At 46.2% G+C, this 23,472-nt stretch carries 23 protein-coding genes and 1 tRNA gene; 1 reads left to right on the forward strand and 23 read right to left on the reverse strand.

Annotated features, from left to right (window positions below):
- Positions 1-158: 158 nt before the first annotated feature.
- From BLW39_RS01480 to gnd, 4 genes are all read right to left on the reverse strand, one after another.
- The gene (locus BLW39_RS01480) at positions 159-1,757 is read right to left on the reverse strand and encodes an APC family permease (protein WP_059376194.1); all 1,599 of its coding nucleotides are present in this window, start codon (positions 1,755-1,757) and stop codon (positions 159-161) included.
- Positions 1,758-1,898: 141 nt separating this feature from the next.
- The gene (locus BLW39_RS01485) at positions 1,899-3,281 is read right to left on the reverse strand and encodes a gluconate:H+ symporter (RefSeq protein WP_059376197.1); all 1,383 of its coding nucleotides are present in this window, start codon (positions 3,279-3,281) and stop codon (positions 1,899-1,901) included.
- A 48-nt stretch (positions 3,282-3,329) separates the two neighbouring features.
- A complete protein-coding gene (gene gntK, locus BLW39_RS01490) occupies positions 3,330-4,868 on the reverse strand; it encodes a gluconokinase (RefSeq protein WP_059376201.1) in 1,539 nt (512 codons plus the stop codon).
- A 144-nt stretch (positions 4,869-5,012) separates the two neighbouring features.
- Positions 5,013-5,921: a phosphogluconate dehydrogenase (NAD(+)-dependent, decarboxylating) gene (gnd, locus tag BLW39_RS01495; protein ID WP_059376204.1), complete on the reverse strand. Its 909-nt coding sequence runs from the start codon at positions 5,919-5,921 to the stop codon at positions 5,013-5,015.
- Between the two features lie 154 nt (positions 5,922-6,075).
- Here gnd and BLW39_RS01500 point away from each other — a divergent pair, with 154 nt between their 5' ends.
- Positions 6,076-6,927, forward strand: coding sequence for a MurR/RpiR family transcriptional regulator (locus tag BLW39_RS01500; RefSeq protein ID WP_059376211.1), 852 nt, complete (start codon positions 6,076-6,078; stop codon positions 6,925-6,927).
- A 39-nt stretch (positions 6,928-6,966) separates the two neighbouring features.
- On the opposite strand, the gene udk is transcribed toward BLW39_RS01500, so the two are convergent.
- The 19 genes from udk to BLW39_RS01595 all read right to left on the reverse strand — a co-directional run bounded on the left by udk (position 6,967) and on the right by BLW39_RS01595 (position 23,472).
- Positions 6,967-7,599, reverse strand: coding sequence for a uridine kinase (gene udk / locus BLW39_RS01505; protein ID WP_059376216.1), 633 nt, complete (start codon positions 7,597-7,599; stop codon positions 6,967-6,969).
- A gap of 131 nt (positions 7,600-7,730) precedes the next feature.
- On the reverse strand, positions 7,731-9,083 hold the full coding sequence (locus BLW39_RS01510) for an MFS transporter (protein ID WP_059376218.1): 1,353 nt from the start codon (positions 9,081-9,083) through the stop codon (positions 7,731-7,733).
- A 117-nt stretch (positions 9,084-9,200) separates the two neighbouring features.
- Complete coding sequence (gene ccpA / locus BLW39_RS01515; protein ID WP_059376223.1) at positions 9,201-10,214, reverse strand: catabolite control protein A; 1,014 nt, start codon at positions 10,212-10,214, stop codon at positions 9,201-9,203.
- A 93-nt stretch (positions 10,215-10,307) separates the two neighbouring features.
- The gene (locus BLW39_RS01520; protein WP_059376231.1) at positions 10,308-10,517 is read right to left on the reverse strand and encodes a hypothetical protein; all 210 of its coding nucleotides are present in this window, start codon (positions 10,515-10,517) and stop codon (positions 10,308-10,310) included.
- Between the two features lie 50 nt (positions 10,518-10,567).
- Positions 10,568-11,029, reverse strand: a complete 462-nt coding sequence (locus BLW39_RS01525) for a SprT family protein (RefSeq protein WP_059376331.1) — start codon at positions 11,027-11,029, stop codon at positions 10,568-10,570.
- 76 nt (positions 11,030-11,105) lie between these two features.
- Complete coding sequence (locus tag BLW39_RS01530; RefSeq protein WP_059376238.1) at positions 11,106-11,354, reverse strand: acyl carrier protein; 249 nt, start codon at positions 11,352-11,354, stop codon at positions 11,106-11,108.
- Positions 11,355-11,406: 52 nt separating this feature from the next.
- On the reverse strand, positions 11,407-12,435 hold the full coding sequence (gene plsX, locus BLW39_RS01535; RefSeq protein ID WP_059376334.1) for a phosphate acyltransferase PlsX: 1,029 nt from the start codon (positions 12,433-12,435) through the stop codon (positions 11,407-11,409).
- Positions 12,436-12,476: 41 nt separating this feature from the next.
- Positions 12,477-14,510, reverse strand: coding sequence for an ATP-dependent DNA helicase RecG (gene recG / locus BLW39_RS01540; RefSeq protein ID WP_059376240.1), 2,034 nt, complete (start codon positions 14,508-14,510; stop codon positions 12,477-12,479).
- Positions 14,511-14,642: 132 nt separating this feature from the next.
- Positions 14,643-14,957, reverse strand: a complete 315-nt coding sequence (locus BLW39_RS01545) for a SemiSWEET family transporter (protein WP_059376337.1) — start codon at positions 14,955-14,957, stop codon at positions 14,643-14,645.
- 163 nt (positions 14,958-15,120) lie between these two features.
- Positions 15,121-15,191, reverse strand: a tRNA-Cys gene (locus tag BLW39_RS01550).
- A 75-nt stretch (positions 15,192-15,266) separates the two neighbouring features.
- A complete protein-coding gene (locus BLW39_RS01555) occupies positions 15,267-15,569 on the reverse strand; it encodes a hypothetical protein (RefSeq protein WP_059376244.1) in 303 nt (100 codons plus the stop codon).
- Positions 15,553-16,332: a YibE/F family protein gene (locus tag BLW39_RS01560; protein WP_059376247.1), complete on the reverse strand. Its 780-nt coding sequence runs from the start codon at positions 16,330-16,332 to the stop codon at positions 15,553-15,555. Before BLW39_RS01560 ends, BLW39_RS01555 begins: the two co-directional genes overlap by 17 nt.
- The gene (locus BLW39_RS01565) at positions 16,329-17,429 is read right to left on the reverse strand and encodes a YibE/F family protein (protein ID WP_059376251.1); all 1,101 of its coding nucleotides are present in this window, start codon (positions 17,427-17,429) and stop codon (positions 16,329-16,331) included. The genes BLW39_RS01560 and BLW39_RS01565 overlap by 4 nt, the downstream gene beginning before the upstream one ends.
- Positions 17,430-17,516: 87 nt before the next feature.
- Entirely contained in the window at positions 17,517-18,461 is a 945-nt protein-coding gene (gene dnaI, locus BLW39_RS01570; protein WP_059376254.1) for a primosomal protein DnaI, read from the reverse strand.
- A gap of 8 nt (positions 18,462-18,469) precedes the next feature.
- On the reverse strand, positions 18,470-19,846 hold the full coding sequence (locus BLW39_RS01575) for a DnaD domain protein (RefSeq protein WP_059376257.1): 1,377 nt from the start codon (positions 19,844-19,846) through the stop codon (positions 18,470-18,472).
- A gap of 3 nt (positions 19,847-19,849) precedes the next feature.
- The gene (gene coaE, locus BLW39_RS01580) at positions 19,850-20,449 is read right to left on the reverse strand and encodes a dephospho-CoA kinase (RefSeq protein WP_059376260.1); all 600 of its coding nucleotides are present in this window, start codon (positions 20,447-20,449) and stop codon (positions 19,850-19,852) included.
- A complete protein-coding gene (locus BLW39_RS01585; protein ID WP_059376265.1) occupies positions 20,446-21,156 on the reverse strand; it encodes a DUF975 family protein in 711 nt (236 codons plus the stop codon). Before BLW39_RS01585 ends, coaE begins: the two co-directional genes overlap by 4 nt.
- A gap of 50 nt (positions 21,157-21,206) precedes the next feature.
- Complete coding sequence (gene mutM / locus BLW39_RS01590; protein ID WP_059376267.1) at positions 21,207-22,037, reverse strand: bifunctional DNA-formamidopyrimidine glycosylase/DNA-(apurinic or apyrimidinic site) lyase; 831 nt, start codon at positions 22,035-22,037, stop codon at positions 21,207-21,209.
- A gap of 61 nt (positions 22,038-22,098) precedes the next feature.
- Positions 22,099-23,472, reverse strand: a complete 1,374-nt coding sequence (locus BLW39_RS01595) for a DEAD/DEAH box helicase (RefSeq protein WP_059376270.1) — start codon at positions 23,470-23,472, stop codon at positions 22,099-22,101.

Below are 23,472 nucleotides of genomic sequence, written 5' to 3' on the forward strand. Positions count from 1 at the left end.
ACATTTTCTCATTTAAATGTCAAACCCCTATTGATACAACATTTTCATTAAAATTATCTTCTCATTTAGACCCTTTTATTCAGAATATTATAAAATAAAAACAAAAAAGAACCGGATAAATCCGATTCTTTTTCTTTAAACGAACATTAAAGTTCACGTTAGTCGACTTCAACCGTATCATTGATACGCTTTGCCCGGCGAAAATGCTTGGTAACCAAGCGTGATCCGGTTCCCCAGAAGTAAAAGCCTAGGGCAACGATGATAATCATGACAAAGTCCAATGGGTACTTAACCAAGCCAATTCCATTAAATTGGTGTGAACCAATATAAGATTCAATTGACAAGGCAACAAGGTACCAAAGCAACCATGAAGATCCCTTTAGTTGTGCCTTGGCACGGTCAAATGACCAGCCCTGCTTCCATTCATAGAAGAAGTAGAATGGCAAACCAAGAACAATAATCAAAATAACTTCAATTGTGGTTGGCCACATTGCCCAGTAAGTGGCCAATGAAGCCAAGACGAAGGCCAATGGTGCCATGTACTTCATGCTCTTTGACTTAAATGGTCGGTTAAATTCCGGCGCCATCTTTCGCAATGACATGACCGTCACCGGACCAGTCAAATAGGCAATCAAGGTTGCCGTTGAAATCACGGCTGCCAAGGTTCCCCATGAGCGGAAGACCGAAACCATAATCATCGATAAGATTGCATCGGTAACCATAGCCATTCGTGGAATTCCATACTTTTCATTAATCTTACCCAAGTATTGAGGAATGTGCTTGTCGCTTGCCATGGCGGCCAAAACGCGACCCGTTGAGGCGGCAAAGGAAACACCCGTTCCAAATGGTGAAACAAAGGCATCCGTATACAACAGAATTGATAACCAGTTCAAACCAAGTAAGATCGCCAAGTCGGCAAATGGTGATTGGAAGTCGATTCCGTGCCAACCAAACTTTGCAATTTCTGATGGTTCAATAGCCGTAATAAAGGTTGATTGAATCAAGATGTACAAGATGGCGGCAATTCCAAGTGAAATAACAATTCCCCGTGAAATATCCTTGGTTGGGTCCTTAACTTCCGATCCAAAGTTAATAATCGTTTGGAAAGCGTTAAAGGAGAAGATAATTCCAGAAACGGTTGTGGCAGCAAAGATTGGTGCCGTACCGTAAGGCATAAACTGATGAACAGTTGAACCATAGTTTCCGGGGTGGAAACTTGAAATAGTCAACATCAAGATTGTTAACAACGGTACCCCAATCTTCAAGAATGAGATAGCTGAAGTAAAGCGTGTCAACAAAGTCACGGACCAGTAGTTCAACAAAGTGAAAATAAGAATGAAGCCAAAGACGACTAACAAACCTGGTGTCGTAATTTGACCATTACTGAGGAAGTGGTGCGTCCAGTTCGCCCATTTCCATGGCCAAGTTGACATATACTGAACAGCAGCCACCGCTTCAATAGGGATTAAAGTAATTAATGAGACCCAGTTCGCCCATGAAGCAATAAAGCCCAAGAGTGAACCGTGGGTATACTGAGCGAACTTTGACATTCCCCCAGACTGTGGGAACATTGTTCCCAATTCGATGTACGTGTAGGCAATCACACCAATCACAACCGCCCCAATTACCCAAGAGATAATTGCGGCAGGTCCTGCGACCCGTGTCGCTTCCCAAGAACCAAAGAGCCAACCGGAACCGATTAGAGACCCTAGTCCGAGAAGAACAAGCTGTAGTAAACCAATTTTATGAGATTTCATAATATCCTTCCATGCATTTGTTAAAAGTGACCACTCGTAAGTGTTCTACCAATGGTCACTATTGTACCAGAATGATTACAGATTGCAACTCTATTATACAAAAAAACTGCCGGTTGTTAATAACCAGCAGTCTTAAAATATTTAAACGAACAGCGCCGTCAAAATCAAGATAATAATCAAACCAGTAATTGAAATTACTGTTTCTAGTACCGTCCAAATTTGGAAAGTTTGCTTAACAGTTAGGTCAAAGTATTCCTTAAAAATCCAGAAACCAGCATCGTTAACGTGTGATGCAATCAATGAACCAGAACCGATAGCCAAAGCTACCAAAACCAAGAGCAAGTCACCATGTGGGTTAGCAGCCAAGATACCGTTCACAACCCCAACGGCCGTGATACCGGCAACTGTAGCAGAACCAACGGCGATTCGAAGCAATGAAGCCACTGCCCAGGCAAACAAGACAATTGTCACGGGTGACATTGAACCAGATGATTGGAACAAGTCAGCGATTTGCTTTGACATTCCTGATGTCACCAAGACACCACGCAAGGCACCACCACCACCAACAATCAACAAGATACCGGCAACGGAGTTCATTCCTTCATTCAAAGATGCGCCAACGTCCTTCATGGTCCGCTTCTGGCCAAGACCCATCGTAAAGATGGCCAAAACCAATGAAATGGTCATCGCAACGGCTGGGTTAGCCAAGAAGTCAATTACGCGGTAGAAGGCATCAGGGTTAGCCGGTGCCTTACCACCTGAAACAACCAACTTATAAATCGTAGCGATAATCATGAAGACCAATGGGAAGACAGAAGTCAAAACAGACATCCCAAAGCTTGGTGACTTGTCTAGGTCGTATTCCTTGACGTCACCAACGGCTTCGATGTGTTCCTTGAATTGGAAAGCATCTGGTGCATACTTTTGGGCCAACTTAGTGAAAAGTGGTCCGGCAACCACAGCCGTGATGATTGATACGAACAAACCAACCAACAACATCAAACCGATGTTAGCACCCAATTGTGAGGCAACAGCAGTTGGTGCTGGTTGTGGTGGCAAGAATCCTTGAGCTGATGACAAGGCAGCAGTCATTGAAATTCCAAGGTAAAGCAATGGCACACCGGCTTCAATCGCAACCGCAAAGACGATTGGGATCAACAAAACCATTCCAACTCCAAAGATCATTGAAATTCCAATGATAAATGAAGCCAGCAAAACTGCCCATTGCAACCGCTTCAAACCGAACCAAGCAATCAACGTCTTGGCGATTCGGTAAGATCCACCAGCATCGGCAACCAAACGACCAATCATTCCACCAAAGATGAAGATGACGGCGTTAGAACCCAGGATGTTTCCCATTCCTTGCGCGCCTAAGACGGCATCTGGAATCTTTGAAGGGTTCATGCCCAACAAGAGGGCCAAAACGAAGGCCGTAATGACCAACGATACGAAGGTGTTCAACTTAAACTTGGTGATCAAAATCAGCAAGAGCAAGATGGACACGAATAACATAACAAATTCCATTTATCCATATGAAGGCCAGCGGCCCTCTACTCCTATTATCTCTGTGCCTTACTTCATGTGCTTGCGCTGGAAGTCGGCAATGTTATCATATTCAGTTTGCAACTGTCGTGACAAACGAATAAAGATTGGGGCTAGTTCACGGTAAGCTTCAAAGTTTTCTGGATCTGGTTGGTAAGTATTTGACTTACCAACATACTTTGAAATTTCGTACAAATCATCGATTTGTCCCAAGGCCTTTTGTGCAACCACAACGGCTGCCAAGGCACCTGATTCGAAGGCTTGTGGGACTGTTACGGGTTGTTCAAAGATATCCGCAAACATTTGTCGCCACAACGGTGAACGAGCGAAGCCGCCAGTGGCTTGAATGGACTTCAATGAGCCAACCACTTCTTCTAGGGCCAATGACACCATGTAGACGTTGAAGGTAATTCCTTCAAGGACGGCACGGATCATGTTGGCACGGGTATGTGAGTGGTTCAAACCGAAGAATGAACCACGCGCATTGGCATCCCAGATTGGTGCTCGTTCACCACCCAAATAAGGATGGAAAAGCAAACCATCAGAACCGGCTGGAATCTTAGAAGCGACTTCCGTCATCAAGTCATAAGCGTCTTGGCCAAGCAAAGCAGCCGTTGACTTTTCGGCATCAAAGAGGTTGTCGCGAGCCCAACGGAAGACATCCCCACCGTTGTTCACCGGTCCACCAACTACCCAGTGATCCTTATCCAAGGCATAGGTAAATGTCCGGCCCTTTGGATCGATAACGGGCTTGTCAGAAACAACACGGATGGCACCAGAAGTACCAATCGTAATCGCTGCTACACCGGGCTGAACTGCGTCCACCCCAAGGTTTGACAATGGTCCATCACCAGCACCGTAAACAAACGGTGTATCAGCAGGAAGACCAAGTACCGTTGCGTAATCGCTCTTCATGTTCGTTTCATATTCATAAGGTGAAACGGTCTCTGGCAACTGGTCCTTTGTCACACCGGTCACTTCCAAAGCCTGGTCATCCCAGTCCAAGCTGAAGATGTTAAACAAACCAGTTCCTGAAGCAATCGAAATATCCATCTTGTTTGCACCAAACAAACGGAAGAACAAATATTCCTTAATTCCCAAGTAATGCGCAGCATTCTTGTAAATTTCCGGACGGTCGTTCTTTAACCAAAGTAACTTTGACAAAGGTGCCATCGGGTGAATTGGCGTTCCAGTCTTTTGGTAGATTTCCATTCCTTGCCCAGAAGCCTTGAGCTCATCGGTATAATGAACGGCACGCGTATCGGCCCAAGTAATTACTCGAGTCAATGGCTTCCAATCCTTATCAAATGCAATCAATGAGTGCATTGCTGATGAGAATGAAACGGCAGCAATCTTATTACCCTCTGACAACTTAGCCTTGCGGACAACCGCAGCTAAAGCGTTTGTAAAGGCAACGAAGATTTCTTCCAAATCTTCTTCGGCCATGTCCGCTTCATCACGATAGAGCGGATAGCCAACGTTGGACTGAGCCACCACTTGGTTTTGATCATCGAACAAGACGGCTTTTGTAGAAGTCGTCCCCAGATCGATACCAATCATATAATCCATGATTATTTCTCCATCCATGCGGTCAGTTGTTCATACTAAACAACTAACCATGGTTCTAAATGATGATTATTCCACAATGGAATAATCCCTTCTTCATAGAAAAAGCCCCCTAGAGCGGGAGCAATTTTTAAATCAAATGTTTAATTACTTGGCAGCATCCATGGCGTGTCCACCAAAGCCGTTACGCAATGCTGAAACAACCTTTCCAGTGAACGTGTCTTCTTGCAATGAACGGTAACGCATTGCAAGTGACAAGTAGATAACTGGTGCGGGAACTTCCAAATCAAGTGATTCTTCAACTGTCCACTTTCCTTCACCAGATGAGTGCATCCGGCCAGAAATCTTTGACAACTTTGGATCCTTGGCGAATTGTTCTTCGGCCAATTCCATCAACCATGAACGAACAACTGAACCGTGGTTCCACAACTTAGCAACGGCTTCGTAGTCGTAGTCGAATTGTGAGGCTTCCAATACTTCGAAACCTTCGGCGATGGCTTGCATCATACCGTATTCGATTCCGTTGTGAACCATCTTCAAGTAGTGACCTGATCCCAAACGACCAGTGTAAAGGTAACCATCTTCAAGGGCGATTGAAGCAAACAATGGTTCGATAACCTTCCATGCTGCTTCGTCATCTCCACCAATCATGAAGTTTCCACCGTTACGTGCACCTGACATTCCACCAGATGTACCGGCATCGAAGAACTTCAAACCAGCTGCAGTAGTGCGCTTGTTTTGTTCCAAGTTGTCCTTGTAATTTGAGTTTCCACCATCAATGATGATGTCGCCCTTGTCCATCTTTTCAATCAAAGTGTCGATTGTTGAGTTCGTTGGTACACCGGCTGGGACCATTACCCAAACAACCTTTGGTGATGGCAACTTAGCCAACATGTCATCGATTGTGTTAACACCTTCAACCTTGTCTGAGTAAGCATCTGCTTCTGCAACAAAGTCTTTGTTCAAGTCGAATGCTACAACTTCGTGACCATTGTCAACGGCGTTCTTAACCAAGTTAAGACCCATCTTACCAAGGCCGATCATGGCAAACTTCATGTGTATTACCTCTTTTAGATTTTCTTCTTTATCAGTTACAAGTTCTATTATATGAAAATCATTTACATCATGCAAGTGATAATTGAAAATAAATTTCAGGTCGGGTATAGTATTCTTATCAAGAGGCTTGACGCCAACATTCAGAGAGAAAATTATGAAAAATTCTATTTTTGCAAAACTTGGGCAAAATCCGGCTGGCTACAACCAAACCGAGACAAAATTAATTGCCTACATCAGAAAAGAGCCTGATCAGGCCGCCGGTGGGACCATTCGAGAAATGGCCGACCATACCGGCGTTTCGACCGCTTCCATTTCACGTTTCGTCAAAAAAATTGGCTTTGAGTCCTACCGCGACTTTTCAGTCGCCTTGGCTTCCTATAATCAAAGTCGTCCACCGGTGGACCTCTTTGGTGAAATCGAGGATGCCGATAATACGGAAGCGATTACCAAAAAAGTTTTCGCTGGTGCGCAAAATGCCCTCTCAATGACCATTCAATCACTCGACGCCAGCCAGCTCGACTTGGCAGTCAAGTGGTTAACTTCGGCTAAGCGCGTTGGTTTTTTTGGAATCGGTGGTTCATCGATTGCCGCTTTTAACGCCTACCACAAGTTTTTGCGAACCCCAATCGACGTGATTTCCCATCCCGATTACGACATCCAATTGATGCAAGCCGTTAAGCTAACCCCACAGGATACCGCTGTGGTCATCTCCCATTCCGGCCGAAACGAAGACACCCTCTTCGTGGCCCAAAAGCTCAAGGAAAACAAGGTCCCCTTCATCGCCATTACTTCCTTTGCCAACTCACCCCTGGCAAAGATGGCCGATATCGTCTTCTTATCTTTGGCTGAAGAAATTAACTTCCGTTCGGAATCGATGTCTTCTTTGGTTGCCCAATTAACCATTATCGATACCCTCTTTACGCTAGCAGGATCTAAGATTCCGACGCAAACCCAACACGTTGTTGATACCATGCGTGACGTGATCGAAAGCACACGAAAGCACTAAAAAAGGCTCTTAACCAAAATGGTTAAAAGCCTTTTTTCCTTACTTTTCTTCTTTTTCAACCATGGCAATGGCCTGATTCATCAACATATCGATGGCCACGAAGTTTTCGCCACCTTCAGGAACGATAATGTCAGCATAACGCTTGGTTGGTTCAACAAATTGGTTATGCATTGGCTTAACCGTTGCCAAATACTGTTCAATCACACCTTCAACAGTCCGGCCACGTTCGTGAGTATCCCGTTGCAAACGACGGATAAAACGGATGTCATCATCCGTATCAACGAAAACCTTTAAATCCAACAAGTTGCGGACACGCGCATCATTGAACAGCAAAACGCCATCAACAATAATCACGTCTGCCGGTTCGATGTGAACCGTTTCGTTTGATCGCGTGTGTTGGGCATAGTCATAAACGGGAATATCAACTGCTTGATATTTCATCAACTTTTCCAAATCAGCGACGAAGCGGTCGGTTTCAATCGAGTCGGGATGATCATAGTTGGTCTTAACCCGCTCTTCCATCGGCTTTTCGGATTGGTCTTTATAGTACACATCTTGTTGTAACAAGATTGGCGTATTTGCACTGAGGCGAGTAATCAGGGCCTTTGAAACGGTGGTCTTTCCTGAACCAGACCCACCGGTAATCCCAATCAATAACGGTTTCTTTGCCAAAATTGCCTCCAACGGGCATCCCGTGCCCACTAAATCATTTTTCTTATCTCGTCTATTTTACGTGATAATCCGGGGAAAAGCTAGTCTAACTTTGTTTCGACAAAAAAACAGCGTTACCGCTGTTTTTTCTTTTATTCTGCTTTTTGAACCTTAATCCGACTAGCCAACAAGTAACCAGACAATGGAATTAAAATAAACCAAGCAGCAGTTTGATTTAACGAAGCACCGTATGAAACGGTTTTACTAAAGATACCAATCAAGATACTAGCCACCAAAATTGAGCTGGCTCCAATCACCTGGCGCATCGTGGTGATAATCGCCGTTCCGTGTGAAACCAAGTGTGTTGGCAAAGCATTGTTAGCTGCTGTAACGGCTGGCATCATAATAAAGGCATTGCCACCTTCAAGCAACATCGCCCCCAAAATAGCTAAGAGCAAGTACCGGGTTCCAAAGACGGCCAGATCCAAGTAACCCAAGACCATCATCGTTGATCCAAGCAAGACCAATGGACGCAAACCAATCTTTTCAAGTAGGCGACCAGCCCGTGGGTTCAATGATGAAAGGAAGACAGCCGCTGGAATCATCAATAACCCTGACAATACCGGCACCAAACCGTAAACCTTTTGGAAGTACAAAGGCATCAAAACCGTTGCGGTAATCAAACCAGAGTAGGACATCCCCGTCAATAGCATTGCTGGCAGGTAGCCCGCATGGCGAAAGACCCGCAGGTCCAAGAATGGTGTTTTTTCTTTCAACTGACGAATCACAAAGATGGTCAAAAAGAGAATGGAGACAACCAACGTTGTAATCAAAATCCAGTTCCAACCAGTGGCTGGTAGGACCGAAATCGTGTACAAGATACCGGCAAAGCCAATCAGCAAGAAGGCCGAGAGAAAGTCAAAACTGCGCGGTGCCAATTTGTGCGTATTTTCAATCTTTGATTGCATCGACATAATCAAAACCAGCAAGACCACAAAAAACAGGCCAAACAAAATCCGCCATGAACCCCATTGCAAAACAATTCCTGACACGATTGGACCAACTGCTAAGGCAGATCCCATGACCAGGCCAACCGTTCCCATGGCTACCCCACGGTCTTCGGTCGGCGTATTTTCAATGATGACCGCCTGATAAGTTGGGAAAAGTGCACCAACCGCAATTCCTTCCAGCAAACGACCAATCACAACCCCGATGAAGTTTGGTGTCACCATGGCATATAACGTTCCAGCAAGAAAGATACCGACAATTAAATTCAGTAGTTTTTTTAATGGAATGTTATCAAGCAACCAGGGAGAAAGTGGCATGATTAAGGTCATCGCCACCATGAAACCAGAAGTCACCCATTGGACGTTCGCGGCGTTAATCCCAAATTGCTTCATCAAAATCGGATAAGTCGTCGTCATCGTTGATTGTGAAATCGACATCGTAAAGGATGTAAATAACAAGACCAGCGAGAACGGCGACAAGCTCTTAATATTTTTCAAGGAAATCCCCTCCTCTTGTAATTATCCTTTTATTTTATAGAAATAATTGTCAAAAATCAAGTAATTTATAATCATTCTAAACAAAAAGAGAAACCTTAGAATGGTTTCTCCTGCTTGTTAATTTTTTCTAGTTGAGCCCCGACTGATCAGAGTATATGGCAATTTAATTTGTGTATCGTCTAATTTTTCGCCATTCATGAGCTTGGTTAACATCCGCATCGCTACCGCTCCAATATCATACTTAGGTTGGTCAATCGATGACAACTCTGGCCGAGCCATCAACGCATAATTGGTATTATTGGATGTCACAATTTCCAAGTCATCTGGCACCTTGTAGCCATGGTCTTGGTAGTAATTCAAAATTGAAACGGCCAGTTCATCATCATAAGCCAAAACGGCCGTGACTTCTTGGGCCATTAAATCGGCTGCCTGAATCGTTCCGGCCGCATAGGTCCGGGCCTTCGCAAAGACTAAGCGGTCATCAAAGGCCATTCCCGCCTTTTCCAGGGCATTCTTGTATCCCAGCAAACGAAAATCTTGGTCAATGGCTCGGTCGGTCGAACCAATCACCAGGGCAATCCGTTGGTGACCGCGGTTAATCAGATTAGTGGTGACCGCTTCAAAGGCTGCCACGTAGTCAATATTAACAGATGGCAACTGACCGGCATGATCAACAGAACCAGCCAAAACAACCGGAGCGCGCAAGGCCGAAATAGCCGACATAACGGGCTTGGATAGCTTAGTACCCATGTAAATAATGCCATCCACCTGCTTGGTCAATAGGTTTTTCAAAGCAGTCACGGCTCGATCTTGGTCGTCATCCGTATTGGTTAGCAAGGCATCGTATTGATACATTTGAGCGATATCATCAACACCTCGGGTTAATTCCGAATAAAAAACATTGGTTACATCTGGCATGACCACCCCGATGGTGGTTGTTTTCTTGGAAGCCAGTCCTCGGGCAACCGCATTTGGCTGATAGCCTAATTCATCAATTGCTTGCAGGACCTTTTCTCTGGTTGTCTGACGAACATTGTTATTCCCATTCACCACCCGAGAAACGGTTGCCAGTGAAACACCAACTTTTTCGGCAACATCATAAATTGTTGCATTCTTTTTTTGTTCCGCCATGGCCGCCGACTCCTTGATATATGTCTACTCTAAAGTATTATCATAGCAAAAAAAGACCGGTACTACAAACGCTTACACCGGTCTAATTCTAAATTATGATTTTGTTTCTCGGTGGTCTTCCGTCAGACTCTCGCGCTGATAGTGAAGATACGTCAACAACATAAAGCCTAAACTACCAACTACCAGCAAGGCAAAAGCCGCTAGCATGGTGACGCGCACCGGCCAACCATGGTTTGCCGCCCATAACAGGGCGACTGGATATGATGCTAGAATCAGAAAAACCCAAGCAAAACGCATTGCCATTGTTTATGCCTCCTCTTATTCTCACCACCCATATTGTGCCTGAATTGGTACTAATCTTCAAGCCCCGGCACCATTTTTTCGACTAGGCGGAGTCGACTCCGGCACTGGCCACAGCGATAACGGTCAGTATCAACCCGCCGCTTCCGGTAAAAATCATGACCATTTGTACACTGATAATGCCAGCGAAACGGTTGCTGCTTAGCAGGTCGAATCGCTGGAGCGTAGCGTGAGCCACCCACCTGGGCTAAGAGTCGTTTAAAGTCGGCATCCCGGTGCTGGTAGCCGCGCTGAGCCAAATGCAAATGATAATGCGTCAGCTCATGCTTCACAATCCCAATGAAGTCTGAGCGGTGGGCCATCTTGGGGTTAAAGTCGATGTGATGATCTTTTAAGTGATAGCGGCCACCAGTTGTTTGCAAGCGGCTGTTATAAACAGCTCGATGACGAAAGGGTTGACCAAAAAATTCAAGGGACACTCGTTCAACAAAGGCTTGCAAATCTGCTTCATCCAAATTGGCTAAAGCACCCGTCTGAACTTCTCCAGCATTTTTGACTGCTGCGTGCTTGTGCGATTGGGTTGGCTGTTGTTTACGCTTGATGAACATACACGTAATCAACTAATTCCTGCATCGTTGCCAATGAATCCAGTTCATTATCAGGAATTTCTAAGTTGTATTCGTCTTCAATTTCAAGGACGAGTTCAACGACATCGATTGAGTCAGCACTCGTGTCCTTGGCAAAATTTAAGGCTGGCGAAATTTTTTCTTTTTTCAATGAGAAGCGATTGGCCGCTTCCTTTGCCAGCTGTTCGTAAATTTGCTCTTTTGTAAAAGCCATCAGTAACTCCCTCAGCGATTGCTACTTGAACGACAAGCAGCAGGCTGACCATTTATTTTTCAATTTTCTTTGCTTTCAAAGAATCTGCGTTTTCCTTAATGAAGGCAGTGGTCTTGCCAACCAAGTCTTCTTGAACCATCTTTTCAATTTGACCCATTGTATTAGCAACGGCATTTGCCTTAGCAGAACCGTGGGTCTTGACTACTGGTGCCTTAACACCCAAGACAACGGCACCACCCTGTTCGTTAAAGTCCATCTTATGCTTCAATGAGCGCAAAGCGGGCTTCAACAACAAGGCACCCAAAATACCACGGAAGCCAGTCAATTTAATAGAATCCTTCAATTGATCCATCATTGTCAAGGCAGTCCCTTCCATAGCCTTCAAAGCGGCATTTCCAGAGAAGCCATCGGCAACGACAACATCAGCCGTTCCCTCCAAAATTTCACGAGATTCAACGTTGCCCAAGAAATTAAAGGCTGTGGCTTGCTTCATCAATTGGTGAGCTTCCTTGTGGGTTTCATCCCCCTTGTCTTCTTCACCACCGTTGTTGAGCAAACGAACACGTGGGTCCTTGATGCCCATCACTGATTGGGCGTAAAAACTACCTAAAATACCGTATTGGTACAAATGGCTTGGCTTGTTTTCTGCATTGGCCCCCAAGTCCATGAAGACAAATGAATCATTTGGTCCACCAAATGAAGGAATGGCAGAAGCCAAAGCTGGGCGATCAACCCCCTTGATGCGACCAACAATAAAAATGGCCGATGACAGGATGGCCCCAGTGTTTCCAGCTGAGAACAAGGCGTCGGCGCTACCTTCTTTAACAGCTTGAGCGGCACGAACCAATGAAGAATCCTGCTTGTTCTTCATCGCTTTAACAGGTTCTTCACCCATTTCAATCTCTTCGGTCGTTGGAATTAAGGTAATGCGGTCATCGTTTTGAATCAATGGACGAACCTTATCGGCAGTTCCAAATAACTGGAATTCCAATTCAGGATAACGGTCACGGGCAATCTCTACCCCCTTGACGATTTCATCAGGGGCAAAGTCCCCACCCATCGCATCAATAGCAATCTTAATCACAATTTTTCTCCTCGTTTTTCAATAGTAATTAATCATTTTTAATCAAAATGGCGGAACTGCGCCATCGTTTGGGATAAGTAAGCCACCAAGGCCTGGTTATCCTCTTCTTGGTCCCAGCCACTTTGACGGACCAAGGCTAATGCCTCTTGCTGCGCAATCGTCAGCATCGTTAGGTCCTTGACCGGGTCACCCACCTGAAATTCGGGCATCCCCGACTGCTTGGTTCCAAGGATATCCCCGGCACCACGAAGCTCTAAATCTTTTTGGGCTAATTCAAAGCCATCCGTCGTTTCAACCAAAGCGTTCAGGCGCTCTTTTCCATATTCCGTTTTCGGGTCTGCCACCAAAACGGTGTAGGACTGGCGGTCGCCTCGCCCGACTCGGCCACGCAGCTGATGAAGCTGCGCCAAACCAAAACGGTCAGCATCTAATATTAACATAATCGAGGCGTTTGGAACATCGACTCCCACCTCGACCACAGTCGTTGCCACTAAGACCTGAATTTGATTTTCCTTGAAGCCTTGCATCAAGGTGTCCTTATCTTCCTTTGGCAGGCGGCCATGTAGCAATCCGACCGTGTAATCCGGCAAATCAGCCTGCAGGCTTTGGTAAACCTCCGTGACATTGCGAACATCCAGGGTTTCGGACTCTTCAATCAGCGGGGTCACTACATAGGCCTGGGCTCCCTTGGCTAGCTCAGCTTTAACTAGAGCCAAAGCTTGATCAAATTGCCGCTCCGAGAGCTGGCTGGTAATAATCTGCTTCCGCCCTGCCGGCAACTCATCAATAATCGAAACTTCCATTTCGCCGTAAGCAGTAATCGAAAGCGTTCTGGGAATTGGCGTGGCCGTCATCGCTAAAATGTCTGGGTTCATCCCACCTTCGCGCAACTTTGATCGTTGCTTAACCCCAAAGCGGTGTTGCTCATCAATCACCGCCAAACCAAGGTGGTGGAAAAAGACGTCATCTTGGACGAGGGCATGCGTCCCGACGACAATGTCAATCTCACCGGCTTCTAGGTCAGCCAAAATTTGCCGGCGTTGGCTTGCCTTGAGACCCGATGTCAGTAATTCCACCCGCAAATCGATGCCGGCCTGATCAAATAACTTAGCCAAGCTCTTGGCGTGTTGCTGGGCCAAAATTTCGGTTGGTGCCATCATCGCTGCCTGACAACCGGCCGTCACCGCTGCATACATAGCAATCGACGCGACCACCGTTTTTCCAGAACCAACATCACCCTGAAGTAGCCGGTTCATGTGCCGGGGAGCGGCCTGGTCGGCCAAAATTTCACCAACGACCCGGTCTTGGGCTGCGGTCAACTGGTATGGCAGGGCCTGAATCAGTTGGTCCACGGCTGCTTGCTGATACTGGAGTGGTTGACCGCCAAAGGATTGGTCGGCTTGTTTCAACAGCTGGAGCCGCATTTGGAAAATAAAGAACTCTTCAAAGGCGGCTGACCGGCGCCCTGCCTTGGCTTCGGCGGAGTCTTTTGGAAAGTGCGTCCATTCGACTTGTTGATTTTTGTCCAACAAACGGTACTTCTCGCGCAAAGTGCTGGGCACCAAATTGGGCAGCTGGCCCCGAAATAGTCCCCAGGCCTGCTCAATCAAATCGGCGATGGTTTTCGCCTTAACCGACTTGGTGGCCGGATAGATTGGGTCTAACACATTCGTACTAGCCGGTACTAATTTGATAGCCGTTAAGGCTGCTTTGGCGGCGTTATAGGTACCATAGACAGCGACTTCCTGGCCAACTTCGATATTTTTGGCCACCCACGGCTGGTTAAAAAAGGTCACCCGGATATTCTCGCGGTCAATCAACAACCCTAAAACGGTCTGCGACCGCTTACCGTAACGCCGCACAATCGCTGGAGTGGAAACAATCCCTTTAAAGGTTACCTTTTCCCCATCAAGGGTTTCAGATGGCAGCCGGGCGCCTAAATCCTCATAACGAAATGGATAATAGGTTAATAAGTCTTCAATTGTAAAAATTCCTAGCTCGCGCAAGGCATCCTGCCGTTTTTGGCCAACACCCTTCAGCGTGGCAACGGAATCCGTTAAAGCCAGTGACATCAACCCATCCTCTCTTTTTGATAAATGTTATTTTACCACCATTGCCCCTTAAAATAAATATTCTAGTCACTGCTGAAAATGGCAAAAATGATCAATAAAAAAACGCCCATAATGGGCGTTTTACAAATTTTTTTAGTGAATGAAAACCGTGACAAAGGTCAGCATCCCGAAGAAAATTCCGGGGATGTTTGAGATGATGATTGGCCAATCCTTATAGGTCTTCAACCAACCATAACCAGTCCACAGCGAGGCATTAATCATCGCAACTGCGGGCTGCAATGGATTAACGGGATTACCACTGAAGTTTGAGATAATCTGAGGGAAGTACGATACATACATCAAGATGTTCATCACTGTTGCAACCTTCGAAAAGATTTTCAACATCTTAATTCGTCTAGCATCGACCTCCTTTTTTTCTTCCGGTGAAACATAATTATCAACACGCATGCCCATATTTTGTATCTCCTATTCCATTATTCGCTGAATAATTGTGTCAATTATAACACACTCAAATATTTTGCAAGGACAATACACCACGAACTGTTGGATAAGACGGGCTTATCGATAAAAAATAAAAAAGTCCTGGCAAAATGTCAGGACTTTTTATCAGAGATGGTAACCGGAGTCGAACCGGCGATCAGGGTGTTGCAGACCCGTGCCTTACCACTTGGCTATACCATCAAAAGGCGTTAAACAACGCTTTTAATTATAAAGAAAACCGTCACAAAATACAAGGTTATCCGAGCAAAAATCCGATCAACCGAGTTTATTATCAAGCAAGATTTGCTCCATTTCTTCCTCAATTTCGGCTGGTTTCACCCATTCATCAAAGTGATCCGCTTCCAAGGGCAAGAAGTCAAAGTGTTCGTTGATATACGCCTCGACCTTTTCCACGTGGGAAGAGCGCGGAATATTCATCTTTAAAATTCGAACAGACTTGATGAAACCGTGCTCGGCAGCATACTCCGCCCGTGAATTTTCAGAAATATTGCCCAACTCATAGTAAATTGACCCGTCATTGCGGGTAATTTCCTCAATCAAATTAAACATCTGATTCATGAAGTAGTTTCCGTCCTTCCCGTTGATAACCCCGTTCTACCAAGAAAGTTGAGAACCAGATTGACAGTAAAATCCCAATCATCCCCAACAACATCGTCGCCACTTCCATTACCAGAAGCTTGGCATTGATAAATTCAGCTAACGTATAGTGCAAGCGCAAATACCAAATCAATAAGGGAATATTGGCACCAAGCATCCCAAAAAACAGGGTATTGATGGCAGTGCCCAAAATCTGGCCCCCAATGGTTTGAGCGTGATCGCTCAGCGATTCAACCGTAATGTTTGGTGAACGTTCAATCACCTCAAACAGGTCTGCCGTAATCGCCATTGAGGCTTCCGCCACCGCTCCCAAAGCCGAAATAATCATCACGATAATGACTAAATGGCTAAAATTCAAACCAATGTTCAGGGACAACCCCTCTAACTCGTCCGAGTTTTCCAAAGTATAACCTTGAACTTGTGCAAAATACTGCGTGAAACAAGCTAAAAGGCCGACCAAGATTATCACAACAACCGAGGTTTGCCAGGCAATCGCCATCACCCTGGCCCGGCCGGCTGACAAATAAATCGCCACCGATAAAATCAATAATGAAATCACGGCCGTCACCAAATACGGATTAAAACCCCAATTGACCAGGATGATTAAGACAAAAATTAGGGCAAAGTTTAAAATCAGACCCAAAAAAGTTTTGAGCCCCTGCTTGCCCGCTACAACCAGTAAGGAAAGCAGCAATAAAATGATCAATAATCCAATCGCATTCATTTGACTGCCTCCTCTTCATCACGGTGTTGCAACAACCAAGCCGTCATTACTGACGTCACTGGGACCGCCCAGACGATTCCAATGGCTGAAACCACCGTCTGCAAGATACCCAGGTTCATCACTTGGTCCAAAATGTAGGACCAATTGTTACCATTTCGCAGCATCAAAATCACCATTGGAATGGTTTCAGCAATGAAAATCATAAACAAAACGTTCGTCAGTGTTCCAAGAATTTCCCGACCAACCGACAGTCCGGCACGCCAGTAGTCCTCAAAGGGACGATGTTGTGATTCCCGGTGTAAGCCAAAGAGACCGGCGACGATATCGGCCGCCTCATCCATGACCGCCCCCAGGACACCGATAATCGCCTGAGCGTAAAAAATTGGCGCCGGTACTTGGGTCACAAAGGACATTGTCTCAAAATGAACCCCGAGTCCGCCGGTTAACTTTAAGGCTAACCACATCACCGAAACGGCTAAGGCTGTGGTCACAATCGTTGCATACAAAGTAATCCGGGCCTGCTTGGTACGCCCAAGCACTAAGCCAAGCGACAAGGCCGACAAGACTACGGCAATCAGAATAAACCAAGGTACCACCGGCAAATTTTTAACATGAACATCCACAAATAAGGCAAGGACAAAGAGGACAGCATTGGCCAGCAGTGATAGCATCAAAAAATTGGTTTTTTTGCGCTTCACGTAGACTCGAACACTCGTAAGCAGCATGACCGTTAGGGCCAACAACGTTGAGTCTCGCTTAATCGTATCAATTTGATAGTCACCGCCCTGCTTTTTTAACAGAATTTGGTCGCCCACCCGGTAATTGGTTGTCATCGTTTGAGACTCCATTACCTGATTTTGTATCTTAATTGTTTGATTTGACCGGTTGAGCAGTTTAATTGTGAGGTCTTGCGTCTTTTGTGCATCTTGGTTATCAAACTCATCCGTGGTTGCTTGCTCGGTTGTTTGGTGGATTGACACCACCTGGCCCACGGGATTTTGATATAAAAAGCTGTCAAAACGACCAATAAAGTAAGCCAGGACCGTCGCCAGTAAAATAATAGCGATGCGGCCTAATTGTCTTTTCACGATACGCATCCTTCCATAAACATCATTCGCCTGATGTCAGCCACTTAGCGAATGAAAAGGCTGCGATCCTAGTGGTTCACAGCCCTCAGCTTTTCATTAACGTTGCAGGCGAAGGTTCTTACCAACCATCGCCACTGGTTGAGCCAGAAACAAGAAACGTTGCATCAACCTGGCTGCCTTACCAGGCTCTTTTCCTTCCTTGGTCTGTCCTAAATACTCCTCTAACGAGTTTAAATCAAAATTAGAAGTGAAACAAGTTGTTAGCTCATTTTGCATCCGGTATTCCAAGATGACCGACAAAACTGAGTCACGCGACCAGGCAGAAAGGTTGTCCGTTCCCATATCGTCTAAAATCAGGACTTCCACGTTCTTGGCTTGGTTCAAAATATCATCCGATTGGTCATCACTATTCCGATTAAAGCTGGCCTTTAATTGCTCGATCATCGAGGTCCAATGAATCATCGCCACGGAAATTCCATTGGCCGACAAGGCATTGGCCAAAGCCCCCATCAAATAGGTTTTGCCGACACCAAAGTCACCATAAAGGTACAAACCAGAGACAAAGTTATCGCTTTGGTTTTCATGCTTTGAAGCCAGGGCATCAAAAAGTTGCACGGTTCTGGGCACGGCTGGTCCACGGTCCCCGCCAGCAGCAATTACTGCCTTTAAATCAGCTTGGCGCACGTCCTTGGGTACTGAAATAAATTGCAGGTGCTTTTTTTGCAGAAGGGCTTTTTGAGTCGCCTCGTCTGCCTGATAGGCCACGTGTGGATAACCCTTTTCCAGTGTTAGTACTGGAAAATAACCAGGATAGAGGGCTGACTTGGGATCGTTTTGCTTGTTTTTTTGCACGACAAATTCATACAAATCCATCATCGATACCGTCAAAGCATCGGGCTGAAGCTGACTTTGGTTTTCCTGCCAAAAGTTGCGAATATCCGCATCGGCTTGAATGGCTTCCAGTGCCTGAGCCAACTGGCCATTTGACATTTCTGGATGCTTTTCTTGGAAGTCCTTTAAAACAGTTCCTAAATCTTTCATCTTTATCCTCAGTTTTTAGTCCGGCGGTTCTTCAATAGGGCCATCAATTCATCTGCCCCTACTGATGCGCTGGTTGCTTGCTGAATCTCATCATTCTTTGCCATCTTCGGCTCGGTCTTGGTTGGCCGGCTCTGCCAATTTCGGTTAGCAGACCGGTTATTATTGTTGGCTGGCCGCTGGCGGTTTTGGTGCTTTTCAATGGCAGCAATCGCCTCTGGTGCCGTCTTCACCTGACTTTTAGCCCAGTCATTGGCAATCGAATCCATTAAGTTCCGTTTCAAATCCGGATTGTCCATGTTAACGAGGACTTGCCAGACCAAAATGTTCAAGACGGGTACCGGCAAGATGTTCTTACTCAACAAATCAGACAAAATCTGATTTTCCGCCTTGGTAACGTACCCATGGTTATTTTCTTTAATTTGCCGCAAAAAGTCAATTGGGCTCAATTGATTGGCTGCCTGGTAAAGGCTAGCCAACGCTTTCGACTTCCGGCCAGTCCCGGTTGTAGCAGCATCGTTGACGGCTGCTTCGTCTGGCTGAACTTGCCCCTGGTCAGGCGTGGTTGCTGACAATTTTTCCTGCTTATTTTGGGCCCAGTTGTTTTGCAAATAGGTCAAAAAACCAGCGCGATTCAAGTCATGGTTATCCAAATTAATATTGCGCGTAATCGCAGTCGCCAATTCCGCCTCGTTCAATTGGTACAAAACCTGCTGGGTCACAATCAATTGGCGGTGCTTAGCGAGCATCGCTGCCGTCGTCCCATGCGTCAAGGCCACCATCGCCTCAAAATCAAAGCTGGTTTGCTTCAAATCAAGGTCAGCTGGTTTGACTGCCTCATCGATTTTAACTTCCGGCCGGACAGTCTTCGCACTGGGGTTATCAAAGAGTTCCAGGAAACTAGTCGATAGGTCCTGGACGTTGGCCCCCTGTGCAACCTGGCTGCCGCGCCCTTGATAGCGCTTCGTCAAATCCAAGAACCGGTCTTCACCGGCATAATAAAAGAGCAAACCAGCCAGCAAGTCTTCCTCAAAGAAGGCCTTCGCCGACATTGGTGGCTGAATTTGATATGTATACCCCCGCTGAACCCCTTCTGCTTGATAATAGGTCTTCAACAGGCCAACGGCTTCTAAGGCTTTACGAGCATGTACCAAATCTGGCAGTGACAGCGTCAGGGTATCGAGCAGTAGGTAATGGTTGCCCCACCAATCAACCCCGGCCTGCACCTCGTCAACCAAAAAATGGTACAACGAGTAAGACTTTGGACCTAAAAATGGTAAGTAGAGGTTAAAAACCCGGTCCAAGTCGGCTAAGGTCATCGGAGCAGTCAAATTCAAATAAGCCGGTTCTTTTGCTTGAAATTCAATTGTCCCTGCATCCATTGCCATAAATTATCCTTTTTTTAGTTCATCGAGGTAAGCACGAACCTGCTTGGCTAAGTCTTCCTTGCTACCATTATTATCAAAGACTCGGTCGGCTAATTCGACCTTTTTTTCAATCGAAATTTGTGACTTAATGCGACTCTGGGCAGCATATTCGTCCAAATGATCACGGGCCATCAACCGGTCCAATTCAATTCTTGGGTCAGTGGCGACCACAATCACTTCTGAGAGCCAGTCCGACTTGTCATAGCCTTGTTCATACAAAAGTGGAATGGCAACAAAGACAATCTTTTCGCCCTTCATCTTGAAAAAGTTCAGTTTATCTTCAATCGTGGAATAAATAATCGGACTCGTAATGGCCGTGAGCTGCTTCAACAAGGTTGGATTGCCAAAGACCAGCTGGCCTAATTTGGCCCGGTCTAAGACACCGTTTTTAACGACACCATTGCCAAAAGTATCCTTAATTTTTTCCAAGGTAAACGTACCGGGTTCAACGACTTCTCGGGCCACCTGGTCGGCGTCAATCACGCGGTAACCCGCTTCGGCGAGTTGCTTCGTAACGGATGACTTGCCCGTCGCGATGCTTCCAGTTAATCCAATAATTTTCATGATACCCCTCCCTGTAAAGCTTGTGCAAATACTTGGCTGGAATAAACCACCCGACAAGTATTCAAATATGGCACGATGAAAATGTAGCCCAGACCAAGAGTCACAATGCCCAACAAATGCCAGCCAATGAAGGACAACTCAAGGTTAAATAATTCCATCTTCCGGCCATTCATCACCCGTCGTGAAATCGAAATATAGTCGGTTAATGACTTTTGCTGGCGGTCAAAGAGCAAATCCATCTTATAGGCATAGTAGGTTTGTGAATATGAAAAGGGTTTAACAAAGGCTGGAATGACTAGCAATGACCACAAAAAAATCAGAATATTTTGGACCAAGGCCAGCATGGCCGTGGCAAAGAAGTGGGCCAGTTGAAAAGCCTGAACGCTTTGACGCCAGCGGATCTTTGCCTTTGGCTTTTGAAAATAATCAATAATTGTCCACTTAGCCGACCAGGTAAAAATCATCGCAATAGTGCTGGTAATCACTGTGGAAAAAAGACTACTTTGCTGGTTGAAATACAAAATTTGGCCGTCCTGTAAGTAGGCCACCGTCAACAAGTAAGCGTGCAGCAGCAACAAAAATGTTTGGAAAACAGTATATAAAATCACAATGATATTGGCCTTAATGGCATCCAAAAAATGACCGGCCAATTGTTTTTTAGCAGTAAATTTCACTCGTTTGCGCGAAATTGGTGTTAAAGTTCCCATGATATCCTTTCACAGCCAGGAAGCAAATCCGGTTGCTGGGGGTTAGATTCCTATTTTTTCACTTGGCAAACGGGGCAATAGGTCGTTCCCCGTTGGGCGACCTTGATTTTCACCAAGGTTTCGCCGCAGCGCCGGCAAGGTTCGCCAACCCGACCATAGACGTCTAATTCGTTTTGAAATTGTCCGACTTCACCAAAGACGTTCGAGAAAGAATGAACAGTCGTGCCGTGGTGGTCGGTGGCGCGCTTAATTTCGGCAATGATATTGTCCCGCAACCGCTCAACTTCACTTTCATTGAGTTGATCGGTCAACGTTTCCGGATGGATTTGGCTTTGCCAGAGCACTTCATCCGTATAAATGTTGCCGAGACCGGCCAAATTAGCCTGATCAAGCAAAAACGGCTTAATCTTGCGGTGACTTTTGGCTAGGATGCTCGACAAATAAGTTACATCCAAGTCGGCCTCGGTTGGTTCCGGACCGATTTTGCTCAAGCCAGACACCTGCTGGTATTCCGTCCCGGTTTCGACCAACTGCATCCGGCCAAAACGGCGGGTGTCGTTGTACATCAGATCCCGCTGATCAGCCAAAGTGAAGATCACTTCGGTATGCTTATGTGGCGTGTCCCCTTCCGGTTCGACCGAATATTGGCCCTCCATCCGTAAGTGCGAGACCAGCGTCTTTTGATTCGAGAAACGAAAGAGCAGGTACTTGCCGCGCCGATCAATTTTTTCAATCACGGCACCAACCAGGGCTGTTTTAAATTCCTGCAAATCAGAAACGATGGCCTTTGGATACGGCACCTGAATTTTATTCACCTGTGCACCCTGCACAAGAGCGGTTAGGCCCCGACGGACCGTTTCCACTTCGGGCAATTCTGGCATAATTTCCTCCAAACTTTCATCAAGAATTTAGATTAACGCGGGCCTCAGCAAACTTCTGAGACTACCGCTCCTCACGTGGCCCCTGAGCCCACTTTGGCTTACCCTTATTCTTTTTCTTCCGGGCTTGGTGCTTCTTCTTGGCCTTCGCAGCCTGCTTGGCATCCATCACCGTTTGTTCGGCTTTCTTAGCCCGTGAGGCTTTCTTTTGACCGGTCTTTGGACCGCGAGGCTTTGAACCAGCTTCCTGATTTTCTGGCTGGTCAGTTGCCTTCTTTGGCAAATAAGCGTCGATCACCTGAGCATCTTCTGCCAAATCATCTTCTTTGATTAACCGTTCCGCAACCTTTTGTACCGTTGGTTTTGCCCATGAGAACTTTGACAAAGACATTGTTTCAGGCAAATACTGCTTCAACTTCCGAATGTCATGGTCATTTCCCAAGTTCAATACCTGACCAGGCAGACCAGCTCGACCAGTCCGGCCAGTTCGGTGCAAATAGGTCGTTAAATTATTTGGAATTTGCGCGTTGACGACCAGGGGGAGCCCCTGAATATCGAGGCCACGGGCAGCCACGTCGGTTGCCAGCAATAAGTCTAACTTGCCCGACTTAAAGGCTTTAAGGGCATCCGCCCGCTTCAAATGTGACTTTTCATTGTTTCCAACAGACATCACCGAAGCATGCTCGTGACGCAAGGCGGCCTGTGCGGATACCAAGGCCCCAATGGTATTGAAAAATACCAGTGCCTGCTGGTGGCGCCGGGCTAACTCAATCAAAACCTTGTGGTTGGCGCGGGCATCGACGTGCAAATAGGTATGGTCAATGCTTTCGGGTGCGTGGTTGCCGACCGAAACCGGCTTGACGGACTTGCCAAAGAGCCGTTCCAACCAGGCCAAATCAACACCGGAAGTAGCTGAAAAAAGGGCCACCTGGTCTAAGTCAGGCAAAGCAGCAGCCAAATGCTCCAAGTCCTCGGCGTGTTCTTCGACTAAAGTCGCATCGGCTTCATCGACAATCAGCGTTTTAAGGTACTTCGTCTTCAAGGCCCCACCATCAATCATGGTCAAAACCCGGCCCAAAGTACCAACGACGACCGCTGGCTTTTCCTTCTTTAATTTGTCGGCCTGACGCTTCCCGTTGGCTCCACCAATCAAAGCAGCGACCTTTACACCAACCTTGCTGGCATAGGGACGGATAACTTGGGCGAGTTGGGCGCCCAGCTCCTGTGATGGTGCCAAAATCAAGACCTGACTTTGCTTGGCCGTCAAATCAATCCGTGACAAAACTGGCAAGGCAAAGGCCAAAGTCTTCCCAGACCCCGTTGGTGCCAGGCCAAAAACGGATTCGCCATCAGCCATTCGCTCAAAAAGCGCTTCTTGGATGGGCGTCTTTTCCTTAAATTGTTCGTTAAAAGCTTCGATTAAAGCTGGTAAAATCAT

The sequence above is a fragment of the Fructobacillus pseudoficulneus genome (assembly GCF_900108455.1).
Classification (GTDB): Bacteria; Bacillota; Bacilli; order Lactobacillales; family Lactobacillaceae; genus Fructobacillus; species Fructobacillus pseudoficulneus.

Excerpts from the sequence above, each read along its gene's own strand:
- BLW39_RS01480 (WP_059376194.1), bottom strand. The coding sequence starts at position 1,757 with ATGAAATCTCATAAAATTGGTTTACTACAGCTTGTTCTTCTCGGACTA.
- BLW39_RS01485 (WP_059376197.1), bottom strand. The coding sequence starts at position 3,281 with ATGGAATTTGTTATGTTATTCGTGTCCATCTTGCTCTTGCTGATTTTG.
- gntK (WP_059376201.1), bottom strand. The coding sequence starts at position 4,868 with ATGGATTATATGATTGGTATCGATCTGGGGACGACTTCTACAAAAGCC.
- gnd (WP_059376204.1), bottom strand. The coding sequence starts at position 5,921 with ATGAAGTTTGCCATGATCGGCCTTGGTAAGATGGGTCTTAACTTGGTT.
- BLW39_RS01500 (WP_059376211.1), top strand. The coding sequence starts at position 6,076 with ATGAAAAATTCTATTTTTGCAAAACTTGGGCAAAATCCGGCTGGCTAC.
- ccpA (WP_059376223.1), bottom strand. The coding sequence starts at position 10,214 with ATGGCGGAACAAAAAAAGAATGCAACAATTTATGATGTTGCCGAAAAA.
- BLW39_RS01520 (WP_059376231.1), bottom strand. The coding sequence starts at position 10,517 with ATGGCAATGCGTTTTGCTTGGGTTTTTCTGATTCTAGCATCATATCCA.
- BLW39_RS01530 (WP_059376238.1), bottom strand. The coding sequence starts at position 11,354 with ATGGCTTTTACAAAAGAGCAAATTTACGAACAGCTGGCAAAGGAAGCG.
- recG (WP_059376240.1), bottom strand. The coding sequence starts at position 14,510 with ATGTCACTGGCTTTAACGGATTCCGTTGCCACGCTGAAGGGTGTTGGC.
- BLW39_RS01545 (WP_059376337.1), bottom strand. The coding sequence starts at position 14,957 with ATGCGTGTTGATAATTATGTTTCACCGGAAGAAAAAAAGGAGGTCGAT.
- BLW39_RS01555 (WP_059376244.1), bottom strand. The coding sequence starts at position 15,569 with ATGAATCAGATGTTTAATTTGATTGAGGAAATTACCCGCAATGACGGG.
- BLW39_RS01560 (WP_059376247.1), bottom strand. The coding sequence starts at position 16,332 with ATGAATGCGATTGGATTATTGATCATTTTATTGCTGCTTTCCTTACTG.
- BLW39_RS01565 (WP_059376251.1), bottom strand. The coding sequence starts at position 17,429 with ATGCGTATCGTGAAAAGACAATTAGGCCGCATCGCTATTATTTTACTG.
- dnaI (WP_059376254.1), bottom strand. The coding sequence starts at position 18,461 with ATGAAAGATTTAGGAACTGTTTTAAAGGACTTCCAAGAAAAGCATCCA.
- BLW39_RS01575 (WP_059376257.1), bottom strand. The coding sequence starts at position 19,846 with ATGGCAATGGATGCAGGGACAATTGAATTTCAAGCAAAAGAACCGGCT.
- coaE (WP_059376260.1), bottom strand. The coding sequence starts at position 20,449 with ATGAAAATTATTGGATTAACTGGAAGCATCGCGACGGGCAAGTCATCC.
- BLW39_RS01585 (WP_059376265.1), bottom strand. The coding sequence starts at position 21,156 with ATGGGAACTTTAACACCAATTTCGCGCAAACGAGTGAAATTTACTGCT.
- mutM (WP_059376267.1), bottom strand. The coding sequence starts at position 22,037 with ATGCCAGAATTGCCCGAAGTGGAAACGGTCCGTCGGGGCCTAACCGCT.
- BLW39_RS01595 (WP_059376270.1), bottom strand. The coding sequence starts at position 23,472 with ATGATTTTACCAGCTTTAATCGAAGCTTTTAACGAACAATTTAAGGAA.